Source organism: Mesorhizobium sp. 128a (assembly GCF_053848025.1).
The window spans coordinates 125157-142323 of record NZ_JBSPKY010000012.1 but is presented as its reverse complement, the minus strand read 5'-3'; the positions used below and the strand labels follow the sequence as shown (position 1 = coordinate 142323).

At 62.5% G+C, this 17167-nt stretch carries 22 protein-coding genes; 12 read left to right on the top strand and 10 right to left on the bottom strand.

Going from position 1 to position 17167, the window contains the following annotated elements:
• Positions 1-27 precede the first annotated feature (27 nt).
• From ACWTU9_RS20725 to ACWTU9_RS20715, 3 genes are all read right to left on the bottom strand, one after another.
• Positions 28-1191, bottom strand: coding sequence for an alpha/beta hydrolase (locus ACWTU9_RS20725; protein ID WP_455859895.1), 1164 nt, complete (start codon positions 1189-1191; stop codon positions 28-30).
• A gap of 133 nt (positions 1192-1324) precedes the next feature.
• Positions 1325-2398 carry an alpha/beta hydrolase gene (locus ACWTU9_RS20720; RefSeq protein WP_455859894.1) on the bottom strand — a complete coding sequence of 358 codons (1074 nt, stop codon included), beginning with the start codon at positions 2396-2398 and terminating at the stop codon, positions 1325-1327.
• A 127-nt stretch (positions 2399-2525) separates the two neighbouring features.
• Entirely contained in the window at positions 2526-3929 is a 1404-nt protein-coding gene (locus ACWTU9_RS20715; RefSeq protein ID WP_455859893.1) for an aminopeptidase P family N-terminal domain-containing protein, read from the bottom strand.
• 127 nt (positions 3930-4056) lie between these two features.
• Between ACWTU9_RS20715 and ilvA the strand changes: the two genes are divergently transcribed.
• Positions 4057-5313, top strand: coding sequence for a threonine ammonia-lyase IlvA (gene ilvA, locus ACWTU9_RS20710; protein WP_455859892.1), 1257 nt, complete (start codon positions 4057-4059; stop codon positions 5311-5313).
• Positions 5310-5864, top strand: a complete 555-nt coding sequence (locus ACWTU9_RS20705) for a DUF1697 domain-containing protein (protein WP_455859891.1) — start codon at positions 5310-5312, stop codon at positions 5862-5864. The genes ilvA and ACWTU9_RS20705 overlap by 4 nt, the downstream gene beginning before the upstream one ends.
• Before the next feature lie 2 nt (positions 5865-5866).
• Here ACWTU9_RS20705 and ACWTU9_RS20700 read toward each other — a convergent pair whose 3' ends face one another.
• Entirely contained in the window at positions 5867-6160 is a 294-nt protein-coding gene (locus tag ACWTU9_RS20700) for a DUF2218 domain-containing protein (RefSeq protein WP_455859890.1), read from the bottom strand.
• A gap of 133 nt (positions 6161-6293) precedes the next feature.
• Positions 6294-6734, bottom strand: a complete 441-nt coding sequence (locus tag ACWTU9_RS20695) for a VOC family protein (protein ID WP_454588531.1) — start codon at positions 6732-6734, stop codon at positions 6294-6296.
• 359 nt (positions 6735-7093) lie between these two features.
• On the opposite strand from ACWTU9_RS20695, the gene ACWTU9_RS20690 reads away from it, so the two are divergent.
• The 5 genes from ACWTU9_RS20690 (at position 7094) to ACWTU9_RS20670 (ending at position 10107) form a co-directional block, all read left to right on the top strand.
• On the top strand, positions 7094-7690 hold the full coding sequence (locus ACWTU9_RS20690; protein WP_454588532.1) for a cold-shock protein: 597 nt from the start codon (positions 7094-7096) through the stop codon (positions 7688-7690).
• Between the two features lie 125 nt (positions 7691-7815).
• A complete protein-coding gene (locus ACWTU9_RS20685) occupies positions 7816-8388 on the top strand; it encodes a DUF192 domain-containing protein (RefSeq protein WP_454574066.1) in 573 nt (190 codons plus the stop codon).
• Between the two features lie 9 nt (positions 8389-8397).
• Positions 8398-9165: an alpha/beta fold hydrolase gene (locus ACWTU9_RS20680; protein WP_454588534.1), complete on the top strand. Its 768-nt coding sequence runs from the start codon at positions 8398-8400 to the stop codon at positions 9163-9165.
• A gap of 66 nt (positions 9166-9231) precedes the next feature.
• On the top strand, positions 9232-9558 hold the full coding sequence (locus ACWTU9_RS20675) for a hypothetical protein (protein ID WP_455859889.1): 327 nt from the start codon (positions 9232-9234) through the stop codon (positions 9556-9558).
• Positions 9559-9606: 48 nt separating this feature from the next.
• Positions 9607-10107 carry a GNAT family N-acetyltransferase gene (locus ACWTU9_RS20670; protein WP_455859888.1) on the top strand — a complete coding sequence of 167 codons (501 nt, stop codon included), beginning with the start codon at positions 9607-9609 and terminating at the stop codon, positions 10105-10107.
• 26 nt (positions 10108-10133) lie between these two features.
• On the opposite strand, the gene ACWTU9_RS20665 is transcribed toward ACWTU9_RS20670, so the two are convergent.
• On the bottom strand, positions 10134-10745 hold the full coding sequence (locus tag ACWTU9_RS20665; protein WP_455859887.1) for an HD domain-containing protein: 612 nt from the start codon (positions 10743-10745) through the stop codon (positions 10134-10136).
• 111 nt (positions 10746-10856) lie between these two features.
• Between ACWTU9_RS20665 and ACWTU9_RS20660 the strand changes: the two genes are divergently transcribed.
• From ACWTU9_RS20660 to ACWTU9_RS20650, 3 genes are all read left to right on the top strand, one after another.
• On the top strand, positions 10857-11483 hold the full coding sequence (locus ACWTU9_RS20660; protein WP_455859886.1) for a VOC family protein: 627 nt from the start codon (positions 10857-10859) through the stop codon (positions 11481-11483).
• A 194-nt stretch (positions 11484-11677) separates the two neighbouring features.
• The gene (gene cysE, locus ACWTU9_RS20655) at positions 11678-12526 is read left to right on the top strand and encodes a serine O-acetyltransferase (protein ID WP_454574060.1); all 849 of its coding nucleotides are present in this window, start codon (positions 11678-11680) and stop codon (positions 12524-12526) included.
• Positions 12527-12679: 153 nt separating this feature from the next.
• Entirely contained in the window at positions 12680-12883 is a 204-nt protein-coding gene (locus ACWTU9_RS20650; protein ID WP_006200852.1) for a DUF3126 family protein, read from the top strand.
• Between the two features lie 85 nt (positions 12884-12968).
• On the opposite strand, the gene ACWTU9_RS20645 is transcribed toward ACWTU9_RS20650, so the two are convergent.
• Positions 12969-13694, bottom strand: a complete 726-nt coding sequence (locus tag ACWTU9_RS20645) for a hypothetical protein (RefSeq protein WP_455859885.1) — start codon at positions 13692-13694, stop codon at positions 12969-12971.
• 127 nt (positions 13695-13821) lie between these two features.
• Between ACWTU9_RS20645 and ACWTU9_RS20640 the strand changes: the two genes are divergently transcribed.
• Positions 13822-14178, top strand: coding sequence for a DUF6949 family protein (locus tag ACWTU9_RS20640; RefSeq protein ID WP_455859884.1), 357 nt, complete (start codon positions 13822-13824; stop codon positions 14176-14178).
• A 99-nt stretch (positions 14179-14277) separates the two neighbouring features.
• The gene (locus ACWTU9_RS20635; protein ID WP_455859883.1) at positions 14278-14805 is read left to right on the top strand and encodes a gamma carbonic anhydrase family protein; all 528 of its coding nucleotides are present in this window, start codon (positions 14278-14280) and stop codon (positions 14803-14805) included.
• Between the two features lie 56 nt (positions 14806-14861).
• On the opposite strand, the gene ACWTU9_RS20630 is transcribed toward ACWTU9_RS20635, so the two are convergent.
• From ACWTU9_RS20630 to ACWTU9_RS20620, 3 genes are all read right to left on the bottom strand, one after another.
• Positions 14862-15410: an ankyrin repeat domain-containing protein gene (locus ACWTU9_RS20630; RefSeq protein WP_455859882.1), complete on the bottom strand. Its 549-nt coding sequence runs from the start codon at positions 15408-15410 to the stop codon at positions 14862-14864.
• Positions 15411-15641: 231 nt separating this feature from the next.
• Positions 15642-16250, bottom strand: coding sequence for a transglutaminase-like cysteine peptidase (locus ACWTU9_RS20625; RefSeq protein ID WP_455859881.1), 609 nt, complete (start codon positions 16248-16250; stop codon positions 15642-15644).
• A gap of 264 nt (positions 16251-16514) precedes the next feature.
• Positions 16515-17132 (bottom strand): PilZ domain-containing protein, encoded by a 618-nt coding sequence (locus tag ACWTU9_RS20620; protein ID WP_454574054.1) that lies wholly within the window; start codon positions 17130-17132, stop codon positions 16515-16517.
• Positions 17133-17167 lie beyond the last annotated feature (35 nt).

The following is a 17167-nucleotide window of genomic DNA, read 5'->3' as shown; positions in this document are numbered from 1 at the left end:
TATATCGATACCCCGGCGCTGGGTTGATCAGCCGCCGCCGCCCGTGGCGACCGTCAGCACCTTGAACGGCGTGGTGATGACGACTTCGGCCATGGAGCCGACCGCCTTGCCAATCCCTTGGCCGATATCGTCAAACTCACCCGGATCGTTCGATCGCAGGGCGGCTGGTGTGCGCAGTCGGTCACCGAGCAATTGCACCAGGATCGGATTGTCGGCGAACTTGGCATGGTTCAAACGGTCACCGCCCTTGGTCTTTGTCAGATCCGCTACGACCACACCATAGCTGGCGAGGTCGGCCGCATTGCCGTAGTCGCCGACGCGCGGCTTGTCGCCGGAGATCAGGGACGACAGCTTCAGCGCGCGGTCGTCTCCCGAAAGCAGGATGGCGAACGGCTTGTCGGGTTTGCCGTAGCGGATCATCTGTTTTTTGAAGACGTCGACATCGATGTCTGGCGAAGCGAGGACGACATAGCCGAGCTTGCCGCCGAGATCGCGGTCGCCGGTGATGGCGAGCTGGCGCAACGCCTCCATCGTCACCCAGGTTCCCATCGAGTGCGCAATGACGTCTATGCTCTTGACCTTGGTCTTGGCGAGCATCCTCAGCGTCGCCTCGAGATCGTCGCGCGCGGCGTTGGCGCTTTCCTTGTCGTAGATGTAGCCGGTGGTCTTGCCGCTCGAAGCCCAGGAAAACAGCACCGGCGTGCCCGGATATTCGGTGTCGTGGGCGATCTGCGTCAGCCGGTAGACGCCGTCGTCGAAACCGTTGTTGAAGCCGTGCACGAAGACCAGTGCGCGTTCGCCACTGATGGCGATGTTGGCGCCCACCGCCTTGGCGAATTGCTGCGCGTCGCCATAGTGGACGACATCGGTGGCGGTGAACTGCTTGGCCGGGTTGGAGTTGGCCGAACCCTTCGCGCGCTCGATGGCGCCGATCTGATGCACTTTGGGAACGGTGACGTCGACACGGGCATAGCTGGTGGTCAGCGAGCGATCGCCGTCGAACACCTGGCGCGGATCCTTGGTCGCCTGCTGGCGGGTGGTGGCGACGAAAATTTCATGCGTCGCGGCTATGTCGAAGGCAGGCACCGAAACCGTCGTGCTGTTCAGGAGGTCATGCGTGTTCCGGCCGGCGCAGCCGGCGACAGCGAGCGCGAACGCAAGGACGAGGGCAGTCTTCCAACGCACGGTCACGCGGGCTCCCGCTGGCGCATAGCGCCGATTTCAATGTCGATAGAGGCAGAGACCGGCCCGGTCCAGTTGAAATTGATCCGGGCGCCCGGCATTCGCGAACTCTCGGCGCGACAGTCGCCGCAAGGCAACAGCCTTATTGTCCGAGCGCGCTGATGCGGTCGGTCACCGTCTGGTCGCTGGCAAAGCCGTCATCCTCGCGCAGCCGCTGGCCGATCATCTTCACCAGTTCGGGATTGTCGGCGAATTTGGTGTGGTTGAAGCTGTCGATTCCCTTGACCTTGGACAGATCGACCACCGTGACGCCATAGGCCGCAAGGTCGGCGGCGTCCTTGTAGTCGCCGACGCGCGGCCGCGAGCCGGCGATCAGCCCGGAGAGCCTGAGCGCACGGTCATCGTCAGAGAGCAGCAGGATGAACGGCTTGTCCGGCTTGCCGTAGCGGCGCATCTGGCTCTTGAACACGTCGACATCGATATCGGGCGAGGCCAGCACGACGTCGCCGAGCTTGCCGCCGAGATCGCGGTCGCCGGTAATGGCCATTTGGCGCAGCGTTTCCATGGTCACCCAGGTTCCGAGCGAATGGGCGACGATGTCGATGCGCCGCGCGCCGGACTGCTGCAGCATCCGCAGCGTCACTTCCAGCTGGTCGCGGGCGGCGCTGGCGCTTTCCTTGTCATAGACATAGTCGGTGGTCTTGGCGCCTGAAGCCCAGGAAAACAGCACCGGGGTGCCGGGATAGCCGGAATCGTGGACGATCTGGGTCAGGCGGTAGACGGCGTCGTCGAAGCCGGTGTTGTAGCCATGCACGAAGACCATGACGCGGCCGCCACGCGCTGCGATGTCGGCATTGAGCGCACTGGAGAATTTGGGCTGCGCGTCATAGCCGACAACCTCGGACGCCATGAAATACTTCGCCGGGTCGTTGGACTTGCCGCGCGAGCGGCGTTCGATCTGGCCGGTCTGGTGAATGCCGGGAACGGTGACGTTGACGCGGGCATAGTTCAACGTCGCCGAGCGTTCGCCGTCGAAAACCTTGTTGGGATCGTCGGATTTCTTGCGTGTCGTGGTGATGAAGATCGAGTGATTGCCCGAGATTTCAGTCACCGGCGTTGACATGACGGCGCTGCCGAGCAGTTCCTCGGTTTTGCGGCCGCCGCAGCCGGCGGTCAACAGGGCAAGTGCAAGAATGCAAATCGTCTTCAAACGCACGTCAAAAGTTCCATCGAAAGATGAATTCACTTCGAATTCACTTTGGGGCAACAGCCCGTCACCCTCCGCGACACCTCCCGGACAGGCCAAGTGCGGCAGAAGTAAGTCGTGTCCAGCCGAAATGTGGTCAGCGCCGGGAGACAGTCATCGCACTGTTGCGCGAAAGCCAGAACGGCGGCAGGAACGCCGGGATGTTTGAAAAGGGCAGCACTTCGGGCTTCAGCCTGATGCCGAGCACGTCCACCATGAAGGCGCGACGCGCCTCGATGCGGCGCCAGGCCTCGGGATAGCGGGCCGCGATCTCCTCGCGCAACGCCTCGTCGGCGAGCGCAATGCCGTCCTCGATGTTGGTGGTGAAATAGGCGGTTCCGGTCGCCGGGATGATGTCGACCTGCAGCGCCATGCCCGATCGCAGCCTGATATCCGAGCCGGAAAACACCGGCGAATGCATCCATTCGTCGATATGGACGAGATGGCCGGGATTGAGCGAGACGCCGAAGAACGGATCGCCGATGCGGTCATGCACCGCTTTCCACAGGGCACCGCCGGTGACACCAATGCCGATGGTCTCGTACCAGTCGACGACGGCGGCGAAATAGGGCGCGACCAGCTTGTCGACATAATCGTTTATCTCGCGCGGCAGTTCCGCCGCGCTCTCGACGAGGAAGCCGGCGCGGGCGTTGAGCGAGCCCTGGATGCCATAGGCCATGGTGATGGGGTCGCCGCGCTCGACGATGTCGAGGCGAGGGCTCGGCAGTCCGTAGGCCGCGCGCTTGCCGGTGGACAGCATCGGGTGGCAGCACAAGGGCAGGCCGTTGATGCCCATCAGTCGGGCCGCCTGCAGTTCACTCATGCCAGGCTCGATGCCTCTGAGCACGTTGCGCAGGCCTTGCGAGGAAAAGGTCGCGGCGAATTCGAAGGCTGTCAGCTGGTCAGCCTCATTGATGGCGCGCAGACCGTCCGCCGGGTTCATCAGAAGGTTTGCGGCATTGACCACCGCGCCTCTGTCGCCGGCCAGTGTGCGCAGCGTATCGGCAATGAAGGAGGGCAGGTCGAGCGTCGTCTCACCAAAACCGGCATCGCCGACGCCGAACGGCTTCCATCCAATGGCGCCGATTGTCTGGCCGGTCTTCAGGCCGCAGGCAGCAAGCGTGTCGGACAGGGAGGCGGAGCGGTCGCGCGGCTGCGCCGGCAGCGAGAACGTCTGGTAGAGGACGCGCTCATATGGCCCGTCGCAGATCTCGGCATAGCCCCAGCCCTCATTGCCGACGAGAAGTTTGGGCTGGTTGCCTGGAACGATAACCAGCAGCGTCTCCTCGAAACGAGGATCGTAACCACTGAGATAGGCGACATTGGCCGCATGCTCGCGGTCGCCATAGACGGCGAACGCGTCGAGCCCGGCCTCGGCGCCGCGTGCCAGCAGAGCCTCGATGCGCGCTTCGTAGGTCCGGCGCTGAAGCAGCGGCATGTCAGTCGGCTCGCCGAATTCAGGAAGCGCGACGGTCTTCAGGGCGACAGCCGAAACAGGCATGGAAAGGCGCTCCAGTCTATTTGATGGCGCATCGATGAAGCATCGAGCGATCGCATCGGTGGCTGCAAACGGCGATTTGTGCAATAGGCTTCGCGCTCGAACCATTCGATCCAGAGGTGACCGCGCCATGAACAGCTTTTCCTCCCGCGTCGCCACTGCTGCTGCTGCGATCCGTCAAATCTTTCCCGAGACGCCGCTACAGGAAAACGACTATCTGTCGAAGAAGACAGGAGCGCGGGTGCTGTTGAAGCGCGAGGATCTTTCTCCGGTGCGCTCCTACAAGATCCGCGGCGCGTTCAACTTCTTCCGCAAGGCGCTGGCCGCCGGCAACCAGGCCGAACTGTTCGTCTGCGCCTCGGCCGGCAACCATGCGCAGGGCTTTGCTTTCGTATGCCGCCATTTCGGCAAAAAGGGCGTGGTCTTCATGCCGGTAACGACACCACAGCAGAAGATCGACAAGACGCGATTGTTCGGCGGCGATTTCGTCGAAATCAGGCTGGTCGGCGATTTCTTCGACGACTGCTATCGCGCCGCCTTCGAGTTCACCGAAAATTCGGGCGCGCATATGGTGCCGCCCTTCGACCACAAGGATATCATCGAGGGGCAGGCCACCGTCGCCTATGAGATCGCCGACCAGATGCCTGGCGCGCGCATGCCCGACATCATCATGCTGCCGGTCGGCGGCGGCGGTCTCGCCGCCGGGGTGACGCACTATTTCGCCGACCAGCAGCGCGAAGCCCGCTACGTCTTCTGCGAGCCGGCCGGGGCGCCGAGCCTGCATGAGAGCCTGGCCAGCGGCAAGCGTATCAAGCTCGCCAATGTCGACAATTTCGTCGACGGCGCGGCGGTGGCCGAGATCGGCCGCGAGCCGTTGCGGCATCTCAGGGAGTTTGCCGCTGACGCCGTGCGGCTGATCCCGGAGAATCGGCTCTGCGCCACCATGATCGAAATGCTCAACATCGAAGGCGTGGTGCTGGAGCCGGCCGGCGCGTTGGCGATCGATGCGCTAAAGGATTTTTCGCGGAAAGAAATCCGCGGCAAGACCATTGTTGCGGTGGTGTCGGGCGGCAATTTCGATTTCGAGCGACTGCCCGACGTGAAGGAGCGGGCGCTGCGTTTCGAGGGCCTGAAGAAATACTTCATCATCCGTTTCCCGCAGCGGCCCGGTGCGTTGCGCGACTTCCTCGAAATGCTCGGTCCTGACGACGATATCGCCCGCTTCGAATATCTGAAGAAATCGGCGCGCAATTTCGGGTCGGTGCTGATCGGCATCGAAACCAAGGACCGGCGCAATTTCGACCTGCTGAAGGCGAATTTCGAGGCCGAGGGCGTGCACTACCAGGACATCACCGACAACGAGACCCTGGCGGGGTTCATCATATGAGCGGCACGGTTTTCGTCGCGCTGTTTTCCGGCATCAATGTCGGCGGCAACCGCATCGTCAAGATGGCTGAGTTGCGGGCGTTTTTCGACGAACTCGGCTTCACCGACATCGCCAGCTACGTGCAGAGCGGCAACGTCGTGTTCCGGGCGAAGAAGGGCGACGCAGCCGCGCTGACCAAACAGATCGAAGCCGCCTTCGAGAAAAAATGGGGCTTTCATTCGCGCATCATGGTGCGCGATCGCGACTGGTTCGAACGGCTGGTGAGTGGAAATCCCTATCCCGAAGTGGCCGGCGATCCGACCAAGTTGCATGCCTACACGCTGGAGCGCCAGCCGACGGCCGACGAGATCGCCAGGCTTGCCGAAAAGTGCACCGGGCCCGAAAGCTTTGAGGTCAAGGGCGACGTGCTCTACCTCAAGGCGCCGGACGGGCTCGGCAAATCGGTGTTCGCCAACCTTATTCCGCGCGTGCTGAAAGTGCCGGGCACCGCGCGCAACTGGCGTTCGGTGCTGGCATTGCTGGAGATGGCCGGCGAGGCCGGCGCAAAATAGCGTTACGCCGCCGGAGCGGGCTTCCAGTCGAAGGTTAGCTCCTCGCGGAAGGCAAAGCGCTTGATGTGATCTGCAACGACGCTTTCCAGGCGCTCCAGCGATCCAGCTTCATCCGTCGACACGGTGATATGCAGCGCCGCCGCATCGGCGTCGAGAACCGTGCGGCCCAGCGACAGATCGATGGTGCCGTGGTTCGGATCGAACTCGACGGGAAATTTGTGTGCCCAGTGCTTGCACAACTGTTGCAGATAACGGCTGGCATAGGCGGTGGTGACATCGACACGGCTGGTCGGCATGAATGAATTCTCCTGGACGGGGCGCTGGCTTTGTCTGGCTGGCGCGTCAGCCAGGTAAATAGGTGCGGTCGCCCGAAACGGCAAAGGCGGCCGGCTTGTCCGCGCGGCCGCCCTGCTCAAGATGGCGCGATCGCTACCAGGTGCCGGTGTTGGGCATCGACGCCCACGGCTCGGCCTTGGGCTTGGCCGGTCCCTTCTGCAGCAGCTCAAACGAGATTCCATCCGGCGACTTGACGAAAGCCATGTTGCCGTCGCGCGGCGGCCGGTTGATGATGACGCCATTGTCCATCAGATGCTGGCAGGTGGCGTAGATGTCGTCGACCTCATAGGCGAGGTGGCCGAAATTGCGGCCGCCCTTGTAGTCCTCAGGATCCCAATTGTAGGTCAGCTCGATCAGCGGCGCCTTGTCGGCAATGCCGCTCTCTACGTCCTCGGAGGCGGCGAGGAAGATCAGCGTGAAGCGGCCCTGCTCGTTTTCATAGCGGCGCACTTCCTTCAGGCCGAGTTTGTTGACATAGAAATCGAGCGAGACATCGACGTCGGCGACACGGACCATTGTGTGGAGGTAGCGCATGGGATTTCCTCGGGGATATTTGGGTTGCGAGGCAACATAGGGTCCACCCCGCCGAAGGGCAACGAGCATCGGACTGAAAAAGTGGTCGCCGATTTTGGAAAAGTCAGATTGCTCTGACAAAAGCGTTGGACGCAAAGTGGTTGCCGATTCCGGCAAAATCCTACGCAGATTGCCGACCGGTTGACGGCCTGACGGGATCGTTATTGCGGCCGGCAGCAACGCCGGCAAACAACAAATCAGCTATTCCTGTATCCAACTATGAAAAAAGGCACGGCAGGTCTTGCACACACCGGAAGCGGCGGTGTTAATCTGATGTCAAGAATCACTTGCGGTTTTCTTGAAAAAAAGGGGGCATTCTTATGGGGGATAGGGCCTCTTTCACGAGGCGGGATGAGAACCTTGACGACGCCCTGACGCGCGACAGTGGCGGCGATACCGCCGGTCTGGTCGAAATCGCCGGCGCCATCAAATGGTTCGACGTGGCCAAGGGCTACGGCTTCATCCTTCCCGATGACGGTTCTTCGGGCGACATCCTCCTCCATGTGACCTGTCTTCGAAAGGACGGTTTCCAGACTGCATTGGAGGGCGCGCGCGTCGTGTGCCTCGTCAAGCATGGCGACCGCGGCTTGCAGGCATTCCGGGTGCTGTCGATGGACACCACCACGGCGATCCATCCGGCCGAGATGCAGGAACAGCGCACCCACGTGTCGGTGACACCGGAAAGCGGTCTCGAACGGGCGCTGGTGAAGTGGTTCAACCGCACCAAGGGCTTCGGCTTCCTGACCAGGGGCGAGGGCACCGAGGATATCTTCGTCCATATGGAGACGCTGCGCCGCTACGGCATCACCGAGCTCAGACCCGGACAGGTCGTGCTGGTGCGTTTCGGACGCGGTGACAAAGGCCTTATGGCGGCCGAGATTCATCCCGATATGGGCACCTTGCCGGTCGCGCACTAGGACGCGAGCCATCCCGATAAAATTCGGGACGGCTGTCTTTACGTTGTTTTCTTGGTTTCACCACGATCTTATCCGAATACCTGAGACCATTTTTCGGGATCATGGTCTTCGGTCGAGGATTTCCAATGGCGCACAGGAACTGGCTGACTGCGGGCGCGCTCAGCGTCATCGTTGCCGTGGCCGCCGGCGCTTACTTCTATTCCGGGCTGCCGACCGCATCACAGCAGACCATCGCTGGCGGCCAGGCGATGATCCTTCCTGTCGATCCGACGCCGCTGGTTGTGGCGACGAAGGGCGGAGACAAGTCCTTTTCGATCGAAATCGCCGACACCGACTCCGAGCGCGAGGCTGGGCTGATGTATCGGCAAGACATGGCCGACGACCACGGCATGCTCTTCGTCTTCGAGATGCAGAAGCAGGTCGGTTTCTGGATGCACAACACGCCGATGCCGCTCGACCTGGTCTTTGTCGGCCAGGACGGCAAGATCCGCGCCGTCAAGCACGGCGATCCGTTCTCCGATGCAGTCATCTCGCCAGGGGTGCCTGTGCGTTTCGTGCTTGAGCTCAAGGCCGGCACCGCCGCCAAGAACGGCATCGAATATGGCAATCTGCTGCGCCATCCGGCCGTCGGTACGGTCTCTGGCCCGGGCATGCCGCCGGCGGACAAGGGTGATGCGCCCACACCCGGCGCCGGGTGAGGGGTGCTGATGCAGTTCTTCTCGCATAATGGGTTCGATCTCGCCTTCCTCGACCGCCAGCCGGCGTCGGGCGAGGGTGATCCGGTGCTGATGATCCACGGCTTCGCCTCCAGCCACTATGTGAACTGGGTGTCGCCGGGCTGGTTCAAGACGCTGAACGATGCCGGCTACCGCGCCATCGCCTTCGACAATCGCGGCCATGGTTCGTCGTCGAAGAGCTATGACGAGGCCGACTACACGCCGGCGAAGATGGCCTCGGATGCGGCAGCGCTGCTCGACCATCTCGGCATCGGGCGTGCGCATGTCATGGGCTATTCGATGGGCGCGCGCATCTCGGCGTTCCTGGCGCTGTCCGATCCTGACAAGGTCGCGACGCTGGTCTTCGGCGGCCTCGGCATCGGCATGGTCGACGGCGTCGGCGACTGGGACCCGATCGCCGAAGCGCTGCTGGCCGACGATCCGGCCGCCACCAGCCATCCGCGCGGCCGCTCGTTTCGTGCCTTTGCCGATCAGACGCGCAGCGACCGCCGGGCGCTGGCGGCCTGCATCGCAAAGTCGCGTGAATTGCTCAGCGAAGAAGACATGACGCGCATCGCCCAGCCGACGTTGATTGCGGTTGGGACGACAGACGATATCGGCGGTTCGCCCGACCAGCTTGCCGCGCTGATGCCGAACGCCAGGGCGTTTCACATCGAGGGACGCGACCATATGCTGGCGGTCGGCGACAAAACCTTCAAGCAGCGCGTGCTGGAGTTTTATGCCGAAAATCCGCTCTGAGGCGGATGGCAAGGGGGTAATGTGGCACAGTGGGGAAGGGTCGCGGCCGCCGTTCCAGGCGAGGTCGTGCAGACTAAACTCGGCAAACGTTCAGTTATACTGGCGCTGGCTGCCTTCGGTGCAGGAGCCGTGGCGATCGCCATCATGGTGGCGATGCCGAGCAACGCATCGGAGCTTACGCAGAGCGTTGCGACGGGTTTCTTCATGCTGGTGTTTCTGCTCGCAGCCCCGGTGGCGCACATCACCGGCGTGGTCTTCGGCGTGATGGCGCTGGTGCGGTCCAACGACAGGCGCGGGCTCGGACTGCTGGGGATTGTCCTGAACGGGCTGTCGGTGGCGGGAGGCCTGGCGCTGCTGGCGGCGATGGCGTCGACGATCGGCGCTTTTACGTGATCCTGCGCGAGCTGCCGCGTTGCTGCTTGTCGCGGTACAGGTGCCGCCGTGGTTGATCTTCTTGTCACCTACATGGAGATGCGCCAGGCCGATCAGGCGCCTTCCCGTGCCAGCCCGGCAGCCGGCGCCACGGTTGCGCGTGAAAGGCTGGACCGCGCCGCCTATCTCAGCCTCTACCGTGCCGTCGGCGAGCCCGTGCAATGGGACCAGCGGTTGCGCATGGCGGCCGAAGACCTCAAGCGCCTGCTGGCGTTATCGTCGACGCATATCCATGTGCTGCGCGTCGAGGACGAAGCCGCCGGCCTGTGCGAATTCAACGGCGTCGGCCAACCTGACGTCGAGTTGACCCATTTCGGGCTGGTTCCCGCTTTCCAGGGCCGCCGGCTGGGGCCATTCCTGCTCGACCAGGCGCTTCGTGCCGTCTGGTCGCATGCACCGCAAAGGGTCTGGCTGCATACGGACACCTATGACCATCCGTCCGCGCAATCGGTCTACGGGCGGGCAGGCTTCAAGCCGTATGAGCAGCGCATGGAAACCTTTCCAGACTAGCCGGGGCCTCCCTCCAGAGTTTCTGGTCAGCCAGCCGCGAGAGCTTCGATCGAGCGCGCGATGTTTTGCCTGGCTTGCGGTTCGAACCGGCGCCGGAATTCATCGGTATGGAAGATGTGGTCGCGGACGAGAAAACTCTTCAGGACGGCGCTGCGGCCGGCGCGCCACATCGGCTCCTCGACCCAGGCATATTCCTGTCGGACGGCACGCTCGTAGTCGTCGAACGCATCCGGCGCGGTGCCCAGGATCGACAGGTCCATGTCGAGGAACAGGCTGGCGTCCCGCATCGCCGCCGCATCGTCAAACGACGGCAGCTGGTGCGTGGCGGTGGCGAGGATCATCGCGGCAATGCGGCTGAGCCGCACGGGATCGGCGCGCCCGGCCAGCATCTTTTCGGCTAGAGCGGCACTTTGCGCCTCATTGTCCTTGGCCTTGCTGTCGTAGATGGCATCGTGGAACCAGATCGCGGCCTCGACGGCTTCGGGATCGTGCAGCGACGCGCGATAGTCGCCGGCCAGCGCCAGCATCGCCTCGATATGTCCGAGGTTGTGGTAGTGGCGGTCTTCGGCCCGATAGAAGCCTGAGAGTGCCCGCTTCAGTGGTTCGTCGATCAAGGACTGGTCTTTCAAGTTTGTCATCCGTCCAGTTAACCGATCTCAACCCCTCGGAGTCAAAACCAATCATTTCAAACCTTGCGCGGGCCGGGCCTCTGGGGAATGTTGCCATTCCATTCAACCAAGGAGGCTGACATGACGAATACCGTGCCGGGGACGATCGACATGAAGCTGGAGGCCATCATCATCGCCGTTGCCGATGCCGAGCGGTCCAAGCGTTTTTATGGCGATCTGGGTTGGCGGCTCGACGCCGACTTCGTCGTCGGCGATGCGTTTCGGGTGGTGCAGTTCACGCCGCCGGGTTCGCCATGCTCGATTCATTTCGGCGAGGGCCTGACATCAGCCGCGCCGGGCTCGGCAAAGGGGCTTTATCTCGTCGTATCCGATATCGTGGCGGCGCATGCCGAACTCGTGGCGCGCGGCGTCGAGGCGAGCGAGGTGTTCCACCGTACCGGGCCCGGGCAGCCGCCGGTCAGCGGCAGGCATCCGGAAGGGCGCAGCTATTCCTCCTATGCCACGTTCAGCGATCCGGACGGCAACAGCTTCATCCTGCAGGAGATCACCCAACGCTTGCCGGGGCGCGTGGACGCCAGCGACACGATATTCACCTCGTCGGGCGAACTTGCCGCGGCGCTACGACGCGCGGCGGCGGCACATGGCGAGCACGAGAAGCGGACCGGCGGACAGTATGATGTGAACTGGCCCGACTGGTATGCCGAATACATGGTGGCGGAACAGGCGGGAAAGCCGCTGCCGACCTGAAAGGCCACAGCGCACGGGCGTCGCGCGCGTCCGTTTTGCGGCGGGGCGGTGATCAAGGGTTCGTTTTCCATGGCGGCTTGAATCGGCGTGAACCAAATCCATTTGATGAAGCACTAAGGAAAATTGAGTTCAATCGTGCTATGATCTGGCCTATATGTTCGGCCGGACAACAAGCCGGCAGGCCGGAGACGTCGATGAACAGCATTACGATTGCCCGCCCCACAATGGTGCAGCCGGTCGATCCGATCTGGCGCTCGATCCGCGACGAGGCGATGGACGCGGTCAACCGTGACCCGCTTCTGGCGGCGTTCCTCTATTCGACCATCCTCAACCAGGAGAGCCTGGAAGAGGCGGTCATCCACCGGCTGGCCGAGCGGCTTGCGCATCAGGACATCGGTTCCGACCTCATCCGCCAGACCTTCAAGTCGATGCTGGCCGACGACAAGGAATGGTCGTCGATCGTGCGCGTCGACATCCAGGCCTATTACGACCGCGACCCGGCCTGCGACCGCTTCATCATGCCGGTGCTCTATTTCAAGGGTTTCCACGCCATCCAGACGCACCGGCTGGCGCATTGGCTATGGAACCAGGGCCGCAAGGATTTCGCGCTCTATCTGCAAAGCCGATCGTCCTCGGTGTTCCAGACCGACATCAACCCGGCCGCCCGTATCGGCAAGGGCATCTTCATCGACCACGCCACCGGCCTTGTCGTCGGCGAGACGGCTGTGATCGAGGACGATGTGTCGATCCTGCACGGCGTGACGCTGGGCGGCACCGGCAAGGCCGGCGGCGACCGTCACCCGAAGATCCGCTACGGCGTGCTGATCGGCGCCGGCGCCAAGATCCTCGGCAATATCGAGGTCGGCCATTGCTCGAAGATCGCGGCAGGCTCGGTGGTGCTGTCACCGGTGCCGCACAACAAGACGGTTGCAGGTGTGCCGGCCCGCGTCGTCGGCGAGACCGGCTGCGACCAGCCTTCGCGCCAGATGGACCAGCTTTTGCCGTCGCAGTCGATGGACCAGGTCGTCAGCTTCGACATCTGAATTTCACATGCTTCCGGCAGGCCGGGCCGAGGCCGGCTGCCGCGCCGGCAACCGCCAGTTCTCGCTCTATCCAGCCGGCTTGCCTTTACATCGCCATTGTCGACGTGCCAGAAGCGCGTTCCAACGAGCAAGCCCGACGATCGGAGAAGACTTTTGAAGCCGGACGAAATCAGAAAGCTGGACGCCTATTTCAAGCGCGTCTTCCAGAATCCCAAACTCGAAGTGAAGGCGCGGCCGCGCAAGGAAGATTCGGCCGAGGTCTATGTCGGCGACGAGTTCCTCGGCATCGTCTTCAAGGACGAAGACGACGGCGATTACAATTTCTCGATGGCGATCCTCGACATCGATCTGGCCTGAGCTAGGGCCTTGCGGCTGACCGGACCTGCCATGGTGCAGGCCGGCAGCCTTTCATATTCAGAAAATATGCAACGAATTCAGCCAGCTATCTCGCTGCCTTGAGGACGCGCGCGGCCTCGGCGACGATTGCTGCGTCGAGCGCCTGCCAATTGCCCAGAAATTCGCGGGGAAAGCGATAGGTCAGGCTGAGGCTGTCGCCGACCTGGATATCGCGCTCGCAGGGCGCCAGCGATTCCTCAGCAGTCGGTCCGCTCAGGCAGCGGGCGACGAACGGATCCTTGCCGGGGCGGCCGGCGACCGCAAGCACCTCGTTGAGATAGCCTGATTTTTCGCCGAAGCCGTAAATCATCGTGCCGCCGGGCCCGGGCGTTCCAGGCTGGCTGATCAGCGCGCTGTAGATCGGCGCGAAACGGCCGCTCATGTCGCGCGACATCATCTGCGGCTCGAACGACAGGAAGATGATGTTTTTGGCTGTTCCCGTGTGGTTGAAATCGTCGCGGGCGGCTTCGCTGTAACCCTCCATCTGGGGATAGCGCAGATAGAGGTCGAGGCGCGAAGCGATGCCGTCGCGGCGCGCCTGCAGGAAGCGGATGGCATTGGCCGGCACGGCAATGACATTGTTGCCGATCACCACCCGGTGGACCGTGGTGTCGTCGGTATAGCCGGCCATGGCGATCGAGCGGCCGAACCATTTGCCGCCGAGGCTGATCGCCAGCGACAGCAGCGCCAGTGCGGCAAAGGCATAAAACACCCGCTTCATCAGCACGGAATCGACGACGTTGAATTCTTCGGCGGCCGCTGCCTGCTTCATCGCAATCCCCATAATCGCCGCTTCTGTCCTTGGACGGCACACATGCCGCGGCATGGCTCTTGCTGCGCGGCTGTCGGATGCGACTGTGCGATTTCATGGTAAACGGAAGGTAAAGATGAGTCTGCTGATGCCTGTTCTCTTCGCTTTTGCCGTCGGGCTCACTGCCTGTGGGCTCACCGGATCCGTGATGGAACTGGCGGCCGGCCGCCGGCTTGCCTTTTCCGAGCCCTATGTGTCGCCGGCGCACATCCTGCGCTCGCTGGCCGCAACCGCCTGCGCCGGGCCGTTCATGCTCGCCAACGATGCCCTTGATGCGCGGCGTGAGGGCCGTATTTCGACGCTTATGCTGATGTCCTGCGGCTGTACCGTGATGGCCTGGGCGCTGGCGCTGGGCATCGTGCTGATCGCCATTGCCTCGTGGGGCGTCGGTTCTCCTGGAGCGGTTCAGCTTTTGGTCGAGTCGCTGGCCCGCTATCTGTCTTGAACGGAAAACGCTGCGTGGTTTTCCCAGGAGAAACCGCTACGCGATTTTTTCCGGATTGTTTTAGGGTTCGTCCCGGCCCGGGACGAATCGGAGACGAAAATGCCGACCTATGCGATTGACGGAAAGGCGCCTCGTTTCGAGGAAGCCGACAGCAACTGGATCGCGGCGGACGCCACGTTGATCGGCGACATCGAGGTCGGCCGCAATGCCGGATTCTGGTTCGGCGTGGTCATTCGTGGCGACAACGAGGCGATCGTCATCGGCGCCGACAGCAATGTCCAGGAACACACGGTGATGCACACCGACCCCGGCTTTCCTCTGACGATCGGGCAAGGCTGCACCATCGGCCACCGCGCTTTGCTGCATGGCTGCACGATCGGCGACAACAGCCTGATCGGCATGGGCGCCATCGTGCTGAACGGCGCCAGGATCGGCAAGAACTCACTGGTCGGCGCCGGCGCGCTGGTCACAGAAGGCAAGGAATTCCCCGACAATTCGTTGATCGTCGGCTCGCCCGCGCGGGTGATCAGGACGCTGGACGACGCCGCGGTCGCCAGGCTGCGCGCCTCTGCCGCGCACTATGTCGCCAACGGCAAAAGGTTCAAGGCGGGACTGAAGAAGGTTTGAGGCCAGCATAAACGACCGCGTGTCGCGGGGGAATTGCGGTCCAACCACTGTTAGTCCTAGCGGCGCCCGGCCATCGCATCGCGCAGCAATGAAGCGCCAGCCTCAAAGCCGGCATTGTCGGCTTCCTCAAGGGGCGTCGTATAGTCATCGATGCGGGTTTCCAGCGCCGGGTCGGCGCCCGCCGCCAAAAGCAGGCTGATCGCATCAACACTGCGGATGGCCACCGCATAGTGAAGCGGCGTCCAGTCATTCACGCCCCGCATATTCGGGTCGGCGCCACCGTCGATCAGCACCCTGACGATTTCCAGTCTATCGGATCGGTCGGTGGACAGTGCAGCAATGATTGCTGGAAACCCGCCGTGATCCTGGTAATTCGGATCCGAGCCTGCATCCAGCAAAGTCGAAATGAACCCGACCGGGCTCCAATAAATCGCATATTCCAGCGGATGCCCGAGGCCGAGCTCGAATGGCATGCGCTCGTCGAACCAGCGGTGCGAGCCGCCCAATGCCACGCCGAGTCCCTCGAAATCGCCGGCTTTGAAGGCATCGTCGATCGCCTTGAACAGGCGATGACGCTCGCACCGATCTTCCGGGATTTCCAACATCGCCGTGATCCAGAAGGTGAAACCAACGGCATAGTGCTTCGATCTTCTGCGCGTGAAAAGGCGTGTCGCAATCTTCAGGTGCGCCTGGCGTCTGCCTTGCGGTGGAAATGGTGGAGCCGGCCCGGGGACGGGGCCGGCTCCTAAAACCCGGTCGTTGGGGACGGGGAGGGTGGGGACTCGACCGGGCTTTCTCGTCGCGTCCTGAGCGGACGTGTTTCTTGTTTCCGCGTCCTAACGGACGCTGGCAACCGCGTCGGCGCGGCCGTCATTGATCGTTACCCACAAGCCGGAATTCTGGTCGGATTGGCGCTTCAGGTAAGTGTAATCGGTGTCGGTCCAGGACAGCACCTTGGACTCCAGATTGTCGAGGATGAACTCACCGAGGCTGGTGCGCACGGTCAGCACCGCATGGCCGTCGCCATTCGGCTGGCGCGCCACGGTCATCAAGAGATTGCCGGCGGGAACGCCAAGCGCCATCAATTCGCGGCGCTTCTCCAGCGCATAGTCCTCGCAATCGCCGAAGCCGCTGTCGGGGTAGGACCAGACCTCTTCCTTGCCCCACATTTCCATGTCGGTGCGCGGCACGACCCGGGTGTTGACCGAATTGTTGATGCTGACGATCGACGCCCACAGCTTGCGGGTCAGTTCGACCGGCGCCTGCTTGGGCGTGCGCTGCGCGCATTCCTGCGGCAGCTTCTGGCAGAATTCGTAGTGGCCCACAGGCTGTGTGGTGCGGCCGCCAGTGTGCATGTAGGCCGGTCCCGCTGCTTGCGCCATTCCCCAAGCGGAAAGCTGCATCGCCATTGCCAAGAGCAACAGCTTGCCCCACGTCTTCGCCATTTGGTCAGTCTCCCCGTTTGAGGAGACAATGACACCGGTCGATTTATTTCACGCAAAAACCCGAAGTAGACATTGAGTAAAACCCCAATAGAATAAGCGTAAAATTTGATCTTTTTTAATATAAAATCGTTCAGGTCTCGGCGCAAAACCGCGGCGTAGAGGGCGGACGTGGCGCACTGCGACAAGGAGAACCAGACGGAATGCCGGGCAACAAAAAACCGGCCGCCAAGGGCCGGTTCGTTTTTAGTGCGTGTTGCTGCTCGTTCAGGCGCGCGGGGCGTTGAACTCGGAATCGAGCGTTTCCGGGCGCTGGATGACAGCGAATTCGATGGCGACGCCATCTTCGAAATGGCGCACCACCTGGCCGCGCATGGTGCCGAGCATCACCTGAATGCCGATCGCCGGCTTGACGTCGATTTCGATTGCCGCACCCGACAATGACAGGTCGATGATGCGGCACTGGTACTGGCGGCCGTCGGTAAGCTGCAGCACGCTGGTCGGGTTGCGCGGCGCCACGCGTTCGTGGCGGCGATCTTCCGGCAGGTCGAGCTCATGCTTGTTGGCGAGCCAGGTCAATTGCGCGGCAAGCTTGTCCTTCTTGCGATCCGAGGCAATGACGGTCATGGCAAAGCCGTCCTGCGAGGTGCGCGTCACCACGCCCTCAATGCGGCCGATATGATCGATATAGGCAATGATTTTTTCGCCCGGCATGCCGACGCGCTCGGTGCGCAGCGCTACATTGCCCGGCGACATGTCGACCACCTGGCACGGGTGTTCGGTGCGGTCCTCCAGCATGAAGCGCCCGTAGATCTTGACCCGGACGCGCTGAAAGTTACGCCTTTCGGCGCGGGACGGCGCATATTCGACCGCCGCTGACCTCATGACTGCCTACACCCCGTTGGCATTCCCGCGTCGTG

Bases quoted from the DNA above. Each gene is read 5' to 3' on its own strand.
- ACWTU9_RS20715 (WP_455859893.1), bottom strand. From the start codon at position 3,929: ATGCCTGTTTCGGCTGTCGCCCTGAAGACCGTCGCGCTTCCTGAATTC.
- ilvA (WP_455859892.1), top strand. From the start codon at position 4,057: ATGAACAGCTTTTCCTCCCGCGTCGCCACTGCTGCTGCTGCGATCCGT.
- ACWTU9_RS20705 (WP_455859891.1), top strand. From the start codon at position 5,310: ATGAGCGGCACGGTTTTCGTCGCGCTGTTTTCCGGCATCAATGTCGGC.
- ACWTU9_RS20700 (WP_455859890.1), bottom strand. From the start codon at position 6,160: ATGCCGACCAGCCGTGTCGATGTCACCACCGCCTATGCCAGCCGTTAT.
- ACWTU9_RS20695 (WP_454588531.1), bottom strand. From the start codon at position 6,734: ATGCGCTACCTCCACACAATGGTCCGTGTCGCCGACGTCGATGTCTCG.
- ACWTU9_RS20690 (WP_454588532.1), top strand. From the start codon at position 7,094: ATGGGGGATAGGGCCTCTTTCACGAGGCGGGATGAGAACCTTGACGAC.
- ACWTU9_RS20685 (WP_454574066.1), top strand. From the start codon at position 7,816: ATGGCGCACAGGAACTGGCTGACTGCGGGCGCGCTCAGCGTCATCGTT.
- ACWTU9_RS20680 (WP_454588534.1), top strand. From the start codon at position 8,398: ATGCAGTTCTTCTCGCATAATGGGTTCGATCTCGCCTTCCTCGACCGC.
- ACWTU9_RS20665 (WP_455859887.1), bottom strand. From the start codon at position 10,745: ATGACAAACTTGAAAGACCAGTCCTTGATCGACGAACCACTGAAGCGG.
- ACWTU9_RS20660 (WP_455859886.1), top strand. From the start codon at position 10,857: ATGACGAATACCGTGCCGGGGACGATCGACATGAAGCTGGAGGCCATC.
- cysE (WP_454574060.1), top strand. From the start codon at position 11,678: ATGAACAGCATTACGATTGCCCGCCCCACAATGGTGCAGCCGGTCGAT.
- ACWTU9_RS20645 (WP_455859885.1), bottom strand. From the start codon at position 13,694: ATGAAGCAGGCAGCGGCCGCCGAAGAATTCAACGTCGTCGATTCCGTG.
- ACWTU9_RS20640 (WP_455859884.1), top strand. From the start codon at position 13,822: ATGCCTGTTCTCTTCGCTTTTGCCGTCGGGCTCACTGCCTGTGGGCTC.
- ACWTU9_RS20635 (WP_455859883.1), top strand. From the start codon at position 14,278: ATGCCGACCTATGCGATTGACGGAAAGGCGCCTCGTTTCGAGGAAGCC.
- ACWTU9_RS20630 (WP_455859882.1), bottom strand. From the start codon at position 15,410: ATGTTGGAAATCCCGGAAGATCGGTGCGAGCGTCATCGCCTGTTCAAG.
- ACWTU9_RS20625 (WP_455859881.1), bottom strand. From the start codon at position 16,250: ATGGCGAAGACGTGGGGCAAGCTGTTGCTCTTGGCAATGGCGATGCAG.
- ACWTU9_RS20620 (WP_454574054.1), bottom strand. From the start codon at position 17,132: ATGAGGTCAGCGGCGGTCGAATATGCGCCGTCCCGCGCCGAAAGGCGT.